This window comes from Kitasatospora sp. NPDC001119 (assembly GCF_053598475.1).
The window spans coordinates 148616-163754 of sequence record NZ_JBSFKI010000003.1 but is presented as its reverse complement, the minus strand read 5'-3'; the positions used below and the strand labels follow the sequence as shown (position 1 = coordinate 163754).

The window sequence follows — 15139 nt, the reverse complement described above, 5'->3', positions numbered from 1 at the left end:
TGATCGGTGACGGTGTCCTCCGAGGAGCCGAGGACCCCGCCCGGCCCCTCTCCGTACGGTGGTGGAACCGCGATGAGCAACCTCGACCTCAAGCCGGCCCCGACCAGCTGCGGCCGCGAGGCCGGCACCGGCCCGGCGAAGGACCTGCTGACGGCCCGTCAGTTCCCGCTCGGCACAGGCACGGTGGTCCGCCGCCTGCTGCCCAACCTCGGCCGCCGGATGGTCGGAGCCTGGTGCTTCGTGGACCACTACGGCCCCGACGACATCGCCGACGAGCCCGGCATGCAGGTCCCGCCGCACCCGCACATGGGCCTCCAGACGGTCAGCTGGCTCCACCAGGGCGAGGTGCTGCACCGCGACAGCCTGGGCAGCCTCCAGACCGTCCGGCCGTACGAGCTGGGCCTGATGACCTCCGGCCGGGCGATCTCCCACTCCGAGGAGTCCCCCCGCCCGCACGCCCGCTACCTGCACGGCGCCCAGCTCTGGGTCGCCCTCCCGGAGGCCGGCCGGCACCTCGCCCCCGCCTTCGAGCACCACCCCGACCTGCCCGTGGTCACCGCCCCGGGCCTGCGCGCCACCGTCATCCTCGGCACCCTCGACACCGCCACCTCGCCCGGCACCACCCACACCCCGCTGGTCGGCGCCGACCTCGCTCTCACCGGCGGCGCGGACCTCCGCCTCCCGCTCGTCCCCGACTTCGAGTACGCCGTCCTCGCCATGTCCGGCCGCGTCGACGTCGACGGCGTCCCGGTCGAGCCCGGCTCCATGCTCTACCTCGGCTGCGGCCGCCCCGACCTCCCCCTCCGCGCCGCCGCCGACGCCGCCGTCCTCCTCCTCGGCGGCGAGCCCTTCGACGAGAAGATCGTCATGTGGTGGAACTTCATCGGCCGCACCACCGACGACATCGCCCAGGCCCGCGCCGACTGGATGACCGGCACCCGCTTCGGCGAGGTCCACGGCTACGCCGGCGCCCGCCTCCCCGCCCCGGAACTCCCCACCGTCCCCCTCAAGGCCCGGGGGCGCGAGCGCTGACCCGGCGGTCAACGCGGTGGGCGAGGGCGCCGTTCGCGGCCGGAACCGACGGGGACGGCGTCGGCTGGGGGTGCGGGCGGCCTGATTTCCGTCGGCCGACTACTACAATGCGGAATCCAAGAACGCGGATATCAGGATCAGGGTGGGGGACGAATGGCGGCAACGGAAGACTCGGTCATGGTCGATCGCGACGCCTACCTCGATGTCCGCTCCCGCAGCGCGTCCGTCTTCGACCTCGACGCCGGACTGCCCGGCCAGGTTTTCCGGGAGGACGCGGGGGATTCGCTGTTCTGCGAGTTCGACGCAGTCCTCACCCGGGAGTTCTGGCCGGCGCTCTGCGCGATGGCCCGGTGGCACGGCGACGACCGCATCGACCTGCTGGTTCTCAAGCCCGGTGCCGACGAGTTCTACCTTCCGGAGTGTGGGACGTACCCGGCGGTGTCGCTGTCCGTCGACGCGGGCATGGACGACTACTGGGAGAGGATCGGCTTCACGTCGGACGATGATTTCGCGGAGTCGATCGCGGTTTCCGCCAATGTCATCGCGGTGACCGGCCCTTCCGGACGGTGGGGGTGCTGGGGCGAGAGGGATCCCGAGGTCGCGGTTTTCCGGGGTTTTCCGGATGCGGCCAAGCGGAACGAATGGCGTGAGCGGTTCGGACCCTTCCTCGAGGTGTCGGGCGCACTGGAGTCGTATGTCTCGATGGCCTTTTGGCTCCATGGCATCCCGGACGCCTTCGCGGCGGCCCTGACCGCCAACTACGGAGGTCTGAACGGCGGAATGCCGTAATACAAGGGGGATTCACCGGCGTCGTTGACGCTTCCGTGGCGTTCCGGGTCAAGGCTCCTGCCGACCCGCGGGGCACATGTAGGGGACGAGGCCGCCCATGCGGGCGGCCTCGTCCCCTACTGTCCTTCGTCAGGTCGGCCGCGTGGCGTGCCCGGCCTTTGTCTCTTGTCGGCCGGGGATTTCGGACAGGGGATCAGTTCTTGGGGAGGGTGTTCACGAAGGTGGTGTTGGCGGCGTAGAAGCCGCCGACGGCCTTCTCGACCTCGGGGAGGGGGACCTTCTTGTCGGCCTGGTAGTAGAGCCAGTTGACGTTCATGTCCCAGGTCCGGGTGCCGGACGGCGTCGTGGGGAGGTCGATCAACCAGGAGCTGAACCGGATGCTCAGGGGCTCGCGCGGGTAGGACTTGCTGCCGCTGCTGTAGAGGGTCTTGCCGTCGACGGAGTAGGTGACCTTCCCGGCGTCGGCGGTGAGCATCAGGGTGTGCCAGCCGGCGACGCTCTTGTTCGTGGCGAGGGTGTCCCGGTCGTCCTGGGCGGCGCTGCGCCAGCTCGTGGTGTCGAGCCGGGGGCCGGGGGCGCCCCAGCCGCCGTTGGGCATGTACTCGAAGTCCAACTCGCTGTACTTCTTCGAGTTGTGGTCGGGCGAGATCGCGTAGACGGTCTGGATGATGTGGTCGCCGTCGCGGCCGTCGGTGGGCTTGTCGCTGAAGAAGACCCGGGCGGCGATGGTGCCGTTGAGGGACTCGCCCGCGGTGCGTCCGACCTCGACCTGCTTGGTGCCCTTGGGGGTGCCGTCGGTGGTGACGCGCAGCCGCATGGCCTGGCCGCTCTGGGCGTCGGCCACGGTGGGGAAGGAGAGGTCTTCCTTGGACCAGGTGTCGCGGATGCCAGGGCCGCCGCCGTCGGTGCGGACGGTCCAGCCGTGTGAGGCCAGGGCCGGGTCCTCGGTACCGGTGTAGTGGAAGGCGTCGAACAGGACGCCGGGTGGGCCGGGCGGGGCGGTGGGCGTGGGGACGGGAGTCGCGGCAGGGGCCTGCTGCTTCTCCGCTCCGTGGGCGGCCGCCGGTCCGGACGGCTTGCCGTCGGACGCGCAGGCGCCCGCGCCGACGGCGAGCATGACCAGAGGGAGGGCGGTCCCGAGTGCGGCCCGCGTGCGGGTGTGCGGGGTGGGGCGGGTCACGACTGCTCCTCCGAGGGGGATGCACAGGGGGATGCGGAAGGCGTCAGTACGTACACGCTTCGCATCGGATCGATCAATTCGGGCTCATCTTATCCATGCCTTTGACTCCTCTTTTAAGGTGCTTGAACGAGGTTGGATCGGCATTAGCGCCTCCCAGAGGCAGGTGGGGGAAGGAATGGATATGTGGTGTCGGCCACGTTCGCGGACGTTAACGCCGGGGGTGATCTGTCCGATTTGGCGTCCTTTAGCTGAGTGTCTGAGCAGCCGGTATCACGGTGGGGGAGCGTGTGGTCGCGCTGCCTTTCCCCCACTGGAGTGTGTCGCGCCGGGCCGTTGAACTATCTACATTTTGGGGCGATATCCTCTCCCGGACCATCACAGGATGCACACAGAGTGAACGGCGTTGACTAGCGCGCCGTCAAAACGGGGGAGTTCGTACCGTGTCAGGTACCGCCGCGCCCAGCGCGCCCATCGAGGAGGCCCGGTCCTCGCGCAGCCGGCACCGTCGGGGTCGGGTCGCCCCCGCGGCCGGCACCGCCCTCTACGACACGGTGATCCTCGTTCCCGCCCGGAACGAGGAGGTCGGCGTCCTGACGTCGCTGGACTCCCTGGCCAAGCAGAGCCGGCGCCCCGACCTCATCATCGTGGTCGTCAACAACTCCACCGACCGCACACGGGAGTTCGCCCAGCGGTTCGCGGACGACGAGCGCACCCCGCCGACGGTCGTGCTCAATCTGGACAACAACCCGCACAAGAAGGCGGGCGCCCTCAACCATGGACTGGAGTGGCTGCGGGAGGCGGTCGGCGGGCGCCTGACCGGCGCGGTGCGCCACGTCCTGGTGATGGACGCCGACACCGAACTGCACCACCGGTTCATTGAGCGGGCCCGCAACGTCATCTCCTCCGACCCCGAGCTCGGCGGCGTCAGCGCCTCCTGCCTCGGCCGCACCGGCCTGTGGCGCAACCCCTGGCAGCGCTACCTGCTCGGCATGCAGATCATCGAGTACGGCCGGGCGGCCAGTGCCCGCTACCGCGCCGACGTGCACACCATGTCCGGGGCCGGCAGCTTCTACCGGGCCGAGGCGTTGCAGACCCTCATCGACTGGCGCGGCGAGGTCTTCTGGGAGGACCACCGCAACCTCGTCGAGGACTACGAGACCACGCTGGCGCTCAAGGAGTCCGGCTGGAAGGTCACCGCCAACGAGCTGTGCATCGCCTACACCGACCTGATGCCCACCCTGCGCGAGCTCATCCAGCAGCGCGAACGCTGGTCCCGGGGCACGGTCGACACCCTGCGAGCCCGCGGCTGGACGAAGTTCACCTGGCACTCGATCAGCACCCTGATCATGGGGCTCATCGCCTCCGCCTACATCCTCGGCTGGGGCACCAAGCAGGTGGCCGCGATGGCGCGGTTCGGCGTCAGCCACGCGCCGCTGTTCTGGGCGATGATCGGCTTCTGGGTCCTCTACCCGGCGCTCCGGGTTCGCAAGCTCGGCCCCAAGGCCATGATCGTCGAGGCCCTGCTGATCCCGGAACTCGTCTTCACGGTGGTCCGCACCTACTGGCTCGTCTCCTCCGTCATCAAGTCGTACATGACACGCGTCTCCGCGTGGAAGTAGCCCGAAAGAACACCATGAACGTTTTCAAAGGCCTGGGCGTCTGCATCCTCCTGGCGGCCGTCACCGTCGCCATGACCCAGGTGCCCAACGCCGACCTCGTCCTGTTGGTCGTCAGCGTCACCATCATCAGCATCTCCATCGTCACCTTCGGGGCGTCCGTCCGCCGCAGCCGCCGGGACCGCCGCCTCGCTGGCGGCGGCCGCCGCCGGGCCTGAGGGGACCTGACCGGTCGGACAGCCCCGCCGAGCGCGTTCGACGCCGAGCGGCCACGGCCCGCGCTGCGGGGCCGTGGCCGGAGGGGGCTATCGGGCGGTTGTGGCGGACGGGGTCTTCTTCCGGGCGCGGTAGGCGGCGGCCTTGATCTTGTTGCCGCAGGAGTCCATGCCGCACCACTGGCGGCGCATGCCCCGGGAGCGGTCGATGTAGACCCGGGTGCACTCGGGGTTGCCGCACTCCTTCAGCAGGGGGACGTCCGGGCCGCTGAGGAGTTCGACCGCCTGGCGCGCGACGGTTGCCAGCGCCTGTTCGGGGGTCGCCTCGTTGTGCCGTCCGGTCAGGGTGAGCTGCGGTGTCACGGGCGGTTTGCGCGCGGCGCCGTTGAGTACGGCGAGTGCCTCGCGGTCGAAGGCCTCGCCGAGTCGGCGGTTGGTGATCAGCCGGTAGACGGCCTCGCGGACGGTGGTCGCCTCGCGGACGTCCTGCTCGTCACCGGGCGTGATCGTGTCCACCAGGCCGCAGTCCAGGTACCAGGCGTTCAGGCGCTCCGGCGTCACGAACATCTCGAACCGGACCGTGCGCCGTGCACGGAGCGTAGCGGCGAAGTCCAGGGCGGGGTGCCCGCAGACGAAGACATGGTCAAGGTTCACATCACCATGCTGGCAGGTGACTGTGTCGGGGGGCAATGACGGGTGGCGCCCGCCGGGTCGAGCCGCAGCTCGCGGCCCTGCCAGCGTCGGCGCAGCCAGCGGTCGTGGCTCGCGAGGACGATCGCGCCGGGACCGGTGCCGAAGGCCTCCTCCAGTTCGTCGCAGAGGCGCGGGGAGAGGTGGTTGGTGGGTTCGTCGAGCAGCAGCAGCCGGGGCGGTTCGGCCACCAGGAGCGCCAGTGCGAGCCGGCGGCGCTGCCCGACGGACAGCCGGCCGACGGGCTTGTCCAGGTCCGCCGCGTGCAGCAGGCCGAGCGGTCCCAGCGGCACCCGCTCGGCGCGCGCCGCGCCCAGCGCCTGCTCGTAGGTGTCGCGGACGGTGCGGTCGGGCCGGTCGAACTCGGTGTCCTGGGTGAGCAGTCCGACTGTCAGTCCGGGGTGCCGGTGCACCGTGCCCTCGGCCGTGAGGTGGCCGGCGAGTACGGCGAGCAGCGTCGACTTGCCTGTCCCGTTGCCGCCCGTGACCAGCAGCCGGTCGTCCGGGGCGACGTCCAGGCTTTCGAGCGCGAGTCGGCCGGGCACCCGGAGGTCCCGGAGCGACACCAGGGGCCGGAGGCCCTCGCCGGTGTCGGACGGCGGGTGGGCGTCCGCCGCCAGGGATTCGACGGCGAACCGCAGCGGGCGTGGCGGCTCGGGGACCTGCGCGCGCTCCAGCTCCTCCAGTCGGCGGGCGGCGTTGCGCACCCGTCGGGAGATCTGGTTCTGCACCCGGCCGGCCCGGTGGCCGTAGCCCATCTTCTCGTTGTCGCGCGGCCCCCGGTCCGGTGCGACCAGGTGCGCGGTCACGCCGGCCGCGTGGCGCAGCTGCGCCAACTCCTGCTGCTCCTCGGCGAATCGCCGCTCCCAGCGGTCCCGCTCGGCGCGCCGCTCGCCCAGGTAGGCGCTGTAGTTGCCGCCGTAGCGGACCGGTCCGTCCACCGCCGGGTCGAGGTCGATCAGGTGGGTGCAGACGGCGTCGAGGAACGCCCGGTCGTGGGCGGCGACGACCACGGTGCCGGGCAGTGCGCGGACCTGCTCCTCCAGGAAGGCGGCGGCGCCGTCGTCGAGGTGGTTGGTCGGCTCGTCCAGCAGCAGCGCGGACGGCCGTCGGACCAGCAGCGCCGCGAGGGCCAGCCGGCCGCGCTGCCCGCCGGACAGCGAGCCGAGCGTGCGGTCGTGCCCGAGCGGGCCGAGGGCCGGTGCGCCGAGGCCCAGCCCGTCGAGGACCAGGGCGGCACGGCGGTCGGCGTCCCAGGACTCCCGGTACCGGGCCTGTTCCAGCCGCCTGCCGTAGGCGTCCAGGAGTTCCGGGTGGCCGGGGTCGGACTCCGGGAGCCGGGCGATCTCCGCGCCGAGCCGGTCCAGTTCCACCAGGTCCTCGCGGGCCTCGCGCAGCGCGTCGTCCAGGACGGCGGCGACGGTCGCGGCGGGGTCGAAGGGCATCTCCTGGTGCAGGAAGCCGAGGTCATCGGGGCGGGAGACGCTTCCCGCGTCGGGTTCGTCCACGCCGGCGAGCACCCGCAGCAGGGTGGACTTGCCGGCGCCGTTCTCCCCGATCAGGCCGATCCGGTGGCCGGGGGCGGCGGTCAGGCCGACGCCGTCGAGGACGCGACGACCGCCGAGGACGCGGACGAGGTCATGGGCGAGCAGGGCGTTCTGGGACAGGGGGAACACGGGGAACCTTCCGACGTGAGGGGGTGGGCCCGCCCGGGCACCGAGCCTCGGGCGGGCCGCGTCACACGGCGGCGGGTCACACCGCGGGCGCCCCCGTCTCCTGCAGCGTGCCGTCGGCCAGCCGGAGCCAGCGGTTCACCCCGATCTCGGCGAGGAAGCGCTCGTCGTGACTGACCACCAGGAAGGCGCCCTGGTACGAGTTCAGCGCGCTCTCCAACTGCCCGGCGCTGACCAGGTCGAGGTTGTTGGTCGGCTCGTCGAGCAGCAGCAGCTGCGGGGCCGGCTCCGCGCACAGCACGCAGGCCAGGGTGGCGCGCAGCCGCTCGCCGCCGGAGAGCACCCCGACCGGCAGATGGGCGCGGGCGCCGCGGAACAGGAAGCGGGCGAGCAGGTTCATCCGCTCCGTCTCGGGCCGCTCGGGGGCGAACGCGGCGAAGTTCTCCGCCACGGTGCGGTCGAGGTCCAGCAGGTCCAGGCGCTGCGAGAGGTAGGCGATCCGCCCGTCGTTGCGCTTGATCTCCCCGCTGTCCGGGGTGAGTTCGCCGGTGACCAGGCGCAGCAGGGTGCTCTTGCCCGCGCCGTTGGGCCCGGTCAGCGCGATGCGTTCGGGGCCGCGGACGCTCAGGTCGACGCCGCCGTCGGCGAACACCGGGCGGCCGGCGTGGTGGACCTGAAGGCCCTCGCCGAGGAAGAGGTTGCGCCCGGCGGGCACCTGGGTGTCGGGCAGCTCCAGGGAGAGCCGCTGCTCCTCGCGCAGGGCGCGCCCGGCCTCGTCCAGCCGGGCCTTGGCCTCGCCGACCCGGGCGGCGTGCATCTGGCCGGCCCGGCCCGCGGACTCCTGGGCGCCGCGCTTCATGTTCCCGGCGAAGATGCGGGGCAGGCCGGCGCTCTTGAGGTTGCGGGCGGCGTTGCTCTGACGGCGCTCGGCGCGTTCGCGGGCCTGCTGCATCTCCCGCTTCTCCCGCTTCAGCTCCTGCTCGGCGTTGCGGACGTTCTTCTCGGCGACCTCCTGCTCGGCCCGGACGGCTTCCTCATATGCGGTGAAGTCGCCGCCGTAGAAGCGCAGTTCGCCGTTGCCGAGCTCGGCGATGTGCTGCATCCGGTCGAGCAGAGCGCGGTCGTGGCTGACCAGCAGCAGGCAGCCGTTGAATTCCCCCAGCACGTCGTAGAGCTTGTGCCGGGCCTCCGCGTCGAGGTTGTTGGTCGGCTCGTCGAGCAGCAGCACGTCGGGGCGCTTGAGCAGCTGGGCGGCGAGGCCGAGGGAGACGATCTGGCCGCCGCTGAGCGTGCTCAGGCCGCGGTCCAGGGTGAGGTCGGTCAGGCCGAGGCGGTCGAGCTGGGCGCGGGTGCGCTCCTCGATGTCCCAGTCGTCGCCGATGGTGGTGAAGTGCCGCTCGTCGACGTCCCCGGACTCCACGGCGTCGATGGCCCGGATGACCGCGGCGACGTCGAGCACCTCGGCGACGGTGAGGTCGGAGGTCAGGGGCAGGCTCTGGCGGAGGTAGCCGAGCCGTCCGGTGACCGACACCGAGCCGGTGGCGGGCTTGAGATCGCCGGCGATCAGCTTGAGCAGGGTGCTCTTGCCGGCGCCGTTGGGGGCGACCAGGCCCGTCCGGCCCGCGGGCACGGTGAAGGACAGGTCCTGGAAGACCGGGGTGTCGTCGGGCCAGGCGAAGGAGAGGTTCGAGCAGACGACGGCGGCGTTGGACACGTTGGACATGGGGATGACCTCGAAGGGATGAGGGCAGGAAGGTAGACCTCTGCCCTGGGCAGACGTGCGGAGAAGGGGTACGACGAAACGGACCACCTCGGCGGCGCTCCTGAAGCACCGGCCGGTGGCCGTCAGATCCGGATCTCACCCGGAGATGTCGTCGTCACCCGCCACGTCTGCCACTCCTCGATCACACGACTACAGGTCGCTGCGACTGTAGCAGGCACCGCCGACAGCCGGCAGCGGATAAGTGCGCGCCCAGCGGGCGGCGGCCGGCAACTGCCCTCTGCCACGGCTCCTTTCGCTCCGGCTCCCGCGCCGGCCGGTGCCGCCGGGGCCCCTTCGCCGTCTCGTTGACAGGCCGGGCGCGACCGTGCCAGCATCATCACCGGCTGAACCGGTGACGGACATGAGAACAGCCCGACCCTGCGTACCTGCGAGAGCCACCCGTACGCACCGGCTGCTTGAGCCGAACCTGGGCTGAGAACCGCCACTTGCGGCGACTGCCCGAGGAGCGTCGGCCCGCAGCCGTCACCGGTCGGATCGTCACCACCTCGACCGGAAACACCTTGTCCTTCGACCAGCCCTGCACGACCGCCCCGCACACGCTCCTTCGCGGCCGGGCGCACGCCCACCTTTCCCCTGGACGGATACCCATGAAGAGATTCCTGATCGTGCTCGCGACCGGCGCGGCACTGGCCGCGGTGCACCTGCCGGCGGCAGTGGCGGAGACCCCGTACGGCTCCCTGCCCGCGCCGTCCGGCTGTTCGGCGCCGGCCGTGCGGGCCCCCGCCGGTACGGCGGTGGAGTCCGTGACGGCGGCCCGCCGGGAGGGCGGGACCATCGACGGAACCGGGGTGGTGGGCGGCACGGTCACCGGTGTCCCCGCCTTCTGCGAGGTGACCGTCACCCTGACCCATCCGGGCGACAACGACCATGCCAGGGTGCGGACCTGGCTGCCAATCAGCGGCTGGAACGGCCGCTTCCAGGCGCTCGGCGGAAGCGCCTTCGCCGCCGGGGACAACGGCGTCGGAATGGGCACCGCGGTCAAGAACGGCTACGCCGCGACCACCACCGACGGCGGGCTCGCCGATGCCGTGGACGCCGGCTGGGCGCTGAACGCGAAGGGCGAGGTCGACACCGCGCTGCTGAACAACCTCGCGTCCCGCTCCCAGCACGAGGCGGCGATCGTCGGCAAGCAGGTGGTCGCCACGCACTTCGGCAGTCCGGCCTCCTACTCCTACTTCAACGGGTGCTCCACCGGCGGGCGCCAGGGTTACCTGGAGGCCCAGCGCTACCCCGACGACTTCGACGGCATCCTCGCCAACGCGCCCGCCGTCGGCTGGGACGAGTTCGAAGTCGCCACCCTGTGGCCGCAGGTGGTCATGAACAACGAGAGGACCTACCCGTCCGCCTGCGCGTTCAAGGCCTTCACGGACGCCGCCGTCGCGGCCTGCGACCCGCTCGACGGAGCCGAGGACAAGCTGGTCAACGACGCGTCGCGGTGCGACTTCGACCCGCGCCGGCTGATCGGCACCACGGTGGTCTGCGACGGGAAGGAGCTGACCATCACGGCCGCCGACGCCGCCGTCGTCCGCAAGATCTGGGACGGTCCGCGCACCGCCTCGGGCCGCAGGCTCTGGTCCGGCGTCCCGGTCGGTGCCGACCTGGCGGGGCTGGCCGGCACCACCGCGCCCGACGCGGACGGCCAGGTGCGGGGCGAGCCGTTCCCGGTGCCCCGGCTCTGGGTCACGAACTGGCTGAAGAAGCAGCCCTCGTTCGACGTCTCGACGATCACCTACGACCAGTTCACCCGGCTGTTCGAGCAGTCGCGGACCGAGTACGGCCGGATCATCGGCACCGACGACCCCGACCTGTCCGCCTTCCGCGACGCCGGCGGCAAACTCCTGACCTGGCACGGCCAGGCCGACCAGTTCATCCCCGCCCAGGGCACCGTCGACTACCGCCGGCAGGTCGAGCGGACGATGGGCGGCGGCAAGCGGGTCGACGACTTCTACCGGCTCTTCCTCGCCCCGGGCACGGCCCACTGCGGCCTCAACAAGGGCGGCGGCACGACCGACGACCTCGCCGCCCTGACGGCCTGGGTCGAGCAGGGCAAGGCGCCGCGGACGCTGCCCGCCACGCTGCTCGACGCCACCGGGCGGAGCGTCGACCGCGACCTGTGCCGCTACCCCGAGGTGTCCCGCTACCGGGGCCACGGCGACCCGGCCGCCGCCTCCAGCTTCCGCTGCGTCCTCCCTTCCCGGCACTGATCCCTGCCCGGCGCCGGTCCTCTCCCAGTGCCGGTTCCCTCCGGTGCCGCCCCGCCCCGGCCCGGCCCGCGCCCGACGGCGCGGGCCGGGCCTTCTCGCACGTCGTGCGAGGGCGGGCGGGGGACGGCGAAGGGGCCGACAGCGGGTGCTGTCGGCCCCTTTCGGGAGTGGATCAGTCCGTGCGGTGGATCACCGGACCCGCAGCGGCCCCGCGAAGGACTTGCGCAGGGCCGGCGGAGCGGCGACGGGGAGCAGCGCGGCGAGCATCCTGCCCTTGAGGGTGCTCGGCTGCCGCGTCAGCTGGACGTCGACCCGGGTTCCGTCGCCCTCGGGGGTCATCCGGAAGACCCAGCCGCCGCCCGGGCCGAAGAGCTTGGAGTCGAGGGTGGTGACGGTGACGGTGCGGCCGCCCGGCTCCCACTCGTAGCGGGCGCGCTCCCAAGCGGCGGCGGTTCCCTCGGTGACCTCGGCCCAGGTGTCGCCGAGCGCGTGGACCTCGAAGTGTTCGGCGTCGATCGTCGGCCAGGCCTCGGCGCGGGAGGGGCCGAAGTCGGTCAGCACCGCCAGGACGTCCTCCGTGCCGAGCGTGGAGACGAGATGGAAGCGTACGACTGCCATGGTGGGTGTCCTCATCGGTAGGTAACTGCTCCAGCCGGTGACGACAGGTTTCCACGCGCCTGCGTCACCTGTCAAAGGGGTGACGAAATGAGGACATGCGTGGGCGCGGCGCCCGAGGGGGAGGGCGCCGCGCCGGGAGGTGTTACGCCTGGAGGACCCGGTAGCTCAGGGCGGTCCGCGGGAGGTTGGCCTGGGCCAGCGTTCCGCTGAGCCACCCGGGACCGTTGCAGTCGGCCTCGGCGTACAGCGCCAGCGTGGCGCCCCCGTTGGCGATCTGCACCGAGCGGGCGCCGGGCCACAGGGTGTGGCAGGTGCCGAGGTCGGTGAGGTCGACGGTGGTGGCGAACCCCTGCCCGTAGGTGGAGGAATAGAGGCGCGCGCCCGGCTGCAGGGGTGGCCAGCTCGTGGCGCCGGCCGTCCCGGCGCCGAGGCCGACCAGGGTCGCGGCCAGGGCTGCGGTGACGGCTGCGCCGCGGAGTTTCGTCTCGGGTGTGAACATGCGATCCGCCTTCTCGGGTGGGAGGGAACTGCCGGATCGGCCGGTGGTTCGTCGGGCGGTTCCGGCTCGAGGGAAGATCATTGCATCTTCAACAAAGCGCCGCGAGGGCAGAATCGGCCAAGCGCGCGCAGGTGGGAGCGATGGGCGCGTTCTCGTCACCGCCTTGATAGGTGACGGTGTGGAATGCACCCTGAAATCCGCCTCCGGCGCCGCGAGGGCGCCGCTCGCGATAGCCGACGAGGAGAGTGGCCATGGCCGAGCGGCCCGCAGTCGATCCCGCCGCCGAAGCGCGGCACGCACGCTACGGAACCCTTCCCGAGCGCATCCGCTTCGAGGACATGACCGAGGAGGCGGCAACCGGCCCGGGCGGTGCGGCGAACACCGCCCACGACCCCGAGCGCTCCTGGACCTTCTACAACTGCCTGGCCGTCGACCTGGCCCCGTAGCTCCGCAGCCCCGACATCCCGCAGGCGGACGTGTGGACCGACCACACCCACCGTGGCGGTGGTCAGTGAGATCCACCGGGGGGTGCCCGAGGCGGAGTAGTGCCCGAGGCGGGGTGGTCAGGGGGTGGGGTGGCCGGTGAGGTGGGCGAAGACGTCGTCGAGGGTGGGGCGGCGCATGGTGAAGTCGGCGACGGGGATGTCGGCGCGGCGCAGGACGGCGGCGACGGTGGCGATGTCGTTGAGGCCGTCGTCGAGGGGGATGGAGAGCCGGCCCTTCTGGGTGTCGACGGTGGGTTCGGCGGTGAGGGCGGGGCGGAGGGCGGCGAGGGCCGGGGCGACGTCGGCGGGGGAGGCGACGGTCAGCTCCAGCCATTCGCTGCCGACCTTGCGCTTCAGTTCGTCGGGGGTGCCGTCGGCGATGACGCGGCCGGAGTCGACGACCACGATCTGGTCGGCCAGGTAGTCGGCCTCCTCCAGGTACTGGGTGGTGAGGAGCACCGTGGTGCCGCCGTCGACGAGTTCGCGGACCTGGCCCCAGAGTTCCATCCGGCTCACCGGGTCGAGGCCGGTGGTGGGTTCGTCGAGGAAGAGCACCGGGGGTGCGGTGATCAGGCAGCTGGCGAGGTCGAGGCGGCGGCGCATGCCGCCGGAGTAGGCGCGGGCGGGGCGGTGGGCGGCGTCCGCGAGGCGGAAGCGCTCCAGGAGTTCGTCGGCCCGGCGGCGGGCCTCGCGGCGGCCGAGGTGGAGCAGGGTGCCGAGCAGGACGAGGTTCTCGCGGCCGGTCAGGACCTCGTCCACGGCGGTGTACTGGCCGGCCAGTCCGATCCGGCGCCGGACCTCGTGCGGTTGGCGGACGACGTCGTAGCCGGCCACCTCGGCGTGGCCGCCGTCCGGGGTGGTGAGGGTGGTGAGGATCTGCACGGTGGTCGTCTTGCCGGCGCCATTCGGTCCGAGCAGGCCGAGGACGGTGCCGGTCCGGACGCCGAGGTGGATGTCGGCGATCGCCACGACGTCCCGGTGGCGCTTGTGCAGGCCCTCGGCGCGGATGGCCATGTCCATGTGGGGCTCCCGGTCGGTGGCGAGGAGGGGCGAGGAGGAGGCGTGGGGGAGGGAGGGTCAGGCGGTGAGGCGGACGGGGAGGCTGCTGTAGCCGTGGACGAAGTTGGAGTAGAGCCGGACCGGTTCGCCGAGCAGCTCGATCCCGCCGACGGTGCCGCGCAGGGCGGCGAGCATCGCCTCGACGTGGGTCCGGCCGAGGAAGGCGCCCAGGCAGAAGTGCGGGCCGTAGCCGAAGGCGACGTGCTTGTTCGGGGTGCGGGCCAGGTCGAAGCGGTTCGGCTGGTCGAAGACCTCCTCGTCGAAGTTGGCCGAGCTGTTCCAGAGCGTCACGACGTCGCCGGCCCGGATCGTCCGGTCGCCGAGTTCGACGTCGGTCAGGGCGCGCCGGCCGAAGTGCATGGCCGGGGTGGTCCAGCGCATGACCTCCTCCACGGCCGGCTCCAGCCCGACCGAGCCGTCCTTCAGCGCCCGCCACTGCTCGGGGTGCCGGGAGAGGGCGATGAGCGCGCCGATGGAGGACATCCGGCTGGACTCGTCGCCGCCGAGGATCAGGCTGTAGCAGTTGAAGACGACCTCCTCCTGGCTCAGCGGCTCGCCGTCGACGGTGCCGGTCGCCAGGGCGCTGATCACGTCGTCGCCGGGGTGCTTGCGCCGCTTGGCGGCGAGGTCGGAGAAGTAGAGCAGGATCTCGTTGCGGGCCAGCCACTCCTCGGTCGCGGTGTGCTCGGCGCTGGTGCGGGAGAGGGTCTGGGTGTTCCAGTGGACGAGGCGCTCGCGGTCCTCGACCGGGACGCCCATGAGGTCGCCGATGGTGTTGATCGGGATGTGGTCGGCGAGGTCGGTGACGAAGTCGAAGGAGCCGCGGGCCAGGCCCTCCTGGAGCAGCGCGGCGGTCCGCTCGTGCACGCCGGCCACCACCGGGGCCAGCACCCGGGGCGAGAAGGACCGGAGCATCAGGTTGCGGATCTCCCGGTGCCGCGGCCCGTCGGTGACGGCGAGCATCCGGCGGGAGGCGGAGTCCTCGCCCTGCAGCAGGGTGGCGAGCACGTTGCCGCGTTCGGAGGTGAACCGCTTGTTGTCGCGGTAGACGGCGAGCACGTCGGCGTGGCGGGAGACCGCCCAGAACGGCGGGCCCTGGTCGGTCGCCGGGTGCAGGTGGACGGGCTGTTCGGCGCGGAACCGGGCCCACATCGCGCGGACGTCGAGGTCGAGGTAGGTGTGCGGGTCGGTGAGGTCGATCGTGGCGAGGTCGACGGTGGCCAGGTCGACGGGCGGGGAGGCTCCGTCGACCGTCGGGGGCTGGAGGGGCATGGTCGGCCGTTTCTGTGACGGGGG

Annotated in this window: 14 protein-coding genes; 6 read left to right on the top strand and 8 right to left on the bottom strand. The window is 71.9% G+C overall.

What is annotated here, in order from left to right:
• The first annotated feature begins 72 nt into the window (after nucleotides 1-72).
• Together ACWDD9_RS04945 and ACWDD9_RS04940 are read left to right on the top strand one after the other, a co-directional pair.
• Entirely contained in the window at nucleotides 73-1032 is a 960-nt protein-coding gene (locus tag ACWDD9_RS04945; RefSeq protein ID WP_449810823.1) for a pirin family protein, read from the top strand.
• Between the two features lie 177 nt (nucleotides 1033-1209).
• Nucleotides 1210-1821: a hypothetical protein gene (locus tag ACWDD9_RS04940; RefSeq protein WP_449810822.1), complete on the top strand. Its 612-nt coding sequence runs from the start codon at nucleotides 1210-1212 to the stop codon at nucleotides 1819-1821.
• 193 nt (nucleotides 1822-2014) lie between these two features.
• Here ACWDD9_RS04940 and ACWDD9_RS04935 read toward each other — a convergent pair whose 3' ends face one another.
• Entirely contained in the window at nucleotides 2015-3001 is a 987-nt protein-coding gene (locus ACWDD9_RS04935) for a glycoside hydrolase family 16 protein (protein WP_449810820.1), read from the bottom strand.
• 440 nt (nucleotides 3002-3441) lie between these two features.
• On the opposite strand from ACWDD9_RS04935, the gene ACWDD9_RS04930 reads away from it, so the two are divergent.
• Together ACWDD9_RS04930 and ACWDD9_RS04925 are read left to right on the top strand one after the other, a co-directional pair.
• Nucleotides 3442-4620 (top strand): glycosyltransferase family 2 protein, encoded by a 1179-nt coding sequence (locus ACWDD9_RS04930; RefSeq protein ID WP_079272107.1) that lies wholly within the window; start codon nucleotides 3442-3444, stop codon nucleotides 4618-4620.
• A 14-nt stretch (nucleotides 4621-4634) separates the two neighbouring features.
• Nucleotides 4635-4835 carry a hypothetical protein gene (locus ACWDD9_RS04925; protein ID WP_074002423.1) on the top strand — a complete coding sequence of 67 codons (201 nt, stop codon included), beginning with the start codon at nucleotides 4635-4637 and terminating at the stop codon, nucleotides 4833-4835.
• Nucleotides 4836-4922: 87 nt separating this feature from the next.
• Here the strand turns inward: ACWDD9_RS04925 and ACWDD9_RS04920 are convergent, their stop codons facing one another.
• The 3 genes from ACWDD9_RS04920 to abc-f all read right to left on the bottom strand — a co-directional run bounded on the left by ACWDD9_RS04920 (nucleotide 4923) and on the right by abc-f (nucleotide 8909).
• Nucleotides 4923-5486: a CGNR zinc finger domain-containing protein gene (locus ACWDD9_RS04920; RefSeq protein WP_049649287.1), complete on the bottom strand. Its 564-nt coding sequence runs from the start codon at nucleotides 5484-5486 to the stop codon at nucleotides 4923-4925.
• Nucleotides 5483-7189, bottom strand: coding sequence for an ABC-F family ATP-binding cassette domain-containing protein (locus ACWDD9_RS04915; protein ID WP_449810889.1), 1707 nt, complete (start codon nucleotides 7187-7189; stop codon nucleotides 5483-5485). The genes ACWDD9_RS04920 and ACWDD9_RS04915 overlap by 4 nt, the downstream gene beginning before the upstream one ends.
• An 85-nt stretch (nucleotides 7190-7274) precedes the next feature.
• The gene (abc-f, locus tag ACWDD9_RS04910) at nucleotides 7275-8909 is read right to left on the bottom strand and encodes a ribosomal protection-like ABC-F family protein (protein ID WP_449810888.1); all 1635 of its coding nucleotides are present in this window, start codon (nucleotides 8907-8909) and stop codon (nucleotides 7275-7277) included.
• A gap of 656 nt (nucleotides 8910-9565) precedes the next feature.
• On the opposite strand from abc-f, the gene ACWDD9_RS04905 reads away from it, so the two are divergent.
• Nucleotides 9566-11182: a tannase/feruloyl esterase family alpha/beta hydrolase gene (locus ACWDD9_RS04905; protein WP_449810819.1), complete on the top strand. Its 1617-nt coding sequence runs from the start codon at nucleotides 9566-9568 to the stop codon at nucleotides 11180-11182.
• A 189-nt stretch (nucleotides 11183-11371) separates the two neighbouring features.
• Here ACWDD9_RS04905 and ACWDD9_RS04900 read toward each other — a convergent pair whose 3' ends face one another.
• Both ACWDD9_RS04900 and ACWDD9_RS04895 read right to left on the bottom strand, forming a co-directional pair.
• The gene (locus ACWDD9_RS04900; protein WP_049649284.1) at nucleotides 11372-11800 is read right to left on the bottom strand and encodes an SRPBCC family protein; all 429 of its coding nucleotides are present in this window, start codon (nucleotides 11798-11800) and stop codon (nucleotides 11372-11374) included.
• A 142-nt stretch (nucleotides 11801-11942) separates the two neighbouring features.
• On the bottom strand, nucleotides 11943-12299 hold the full coding sequence (locus tag ACWDD9_RS04895; RefSeq protein WP_449810818.1) for a hypothetical protein: 357 nt from the start codon (nucleotides 12297-12299) through the stop codon (nucleotides 11943-11945).
• 251 nt (nucleotides 12300-12550) lie between these two features.
• On the opposite strand from ACWDD9_RS04895, the gene ACWDD9_RS04890 reads away from it, so the two are divergent.
• Nucleotides 12551-12745 carry a hypothetical protein gene (locus ACWDD9_RS04890; protein ID WP_049649282.1) on the top strand — a complete coding sequence of 65 codons (195 nt, stop codon included), beginning with the start codon at nucleotides 12551-12553 and terminating at the stop codon, nucleotides 12743-12745.
• Nucleotides 12746-12862: 117 nt separating this feature from the next.
• On the opposite strand, the gene ACWDD9_RS04885 is transcribed toward ACWDD9_RS04890, so the two are convergent.
• The gene (locus ACWDD9_RS04885; RefSeq protein ID WP_074002429.1) at nucleotides 12863-13804 is read right to left on the bottom strand and encodes an ATP-binding cassette domain-containing protein; all 942 of its coding nucleotides are present in this window, start codon (nucleotides 13802-13804) and stop codon (nucleotides 12863-12865) included.
• A 57-nt stretch (nucleotides 13805-13861) separates the two neighbouring features.
• Entirely contained in the window at nucleotides 13862-15115 is a 1254-nt protein-coding gene (locus ACWDD9_RS04880) for a cytochrome P450 (RefSeq protein WP_049649278.1), read from the bottom strand.
• Nucleotides 15116-15139 lie beyond the last annotated feature (24 nt).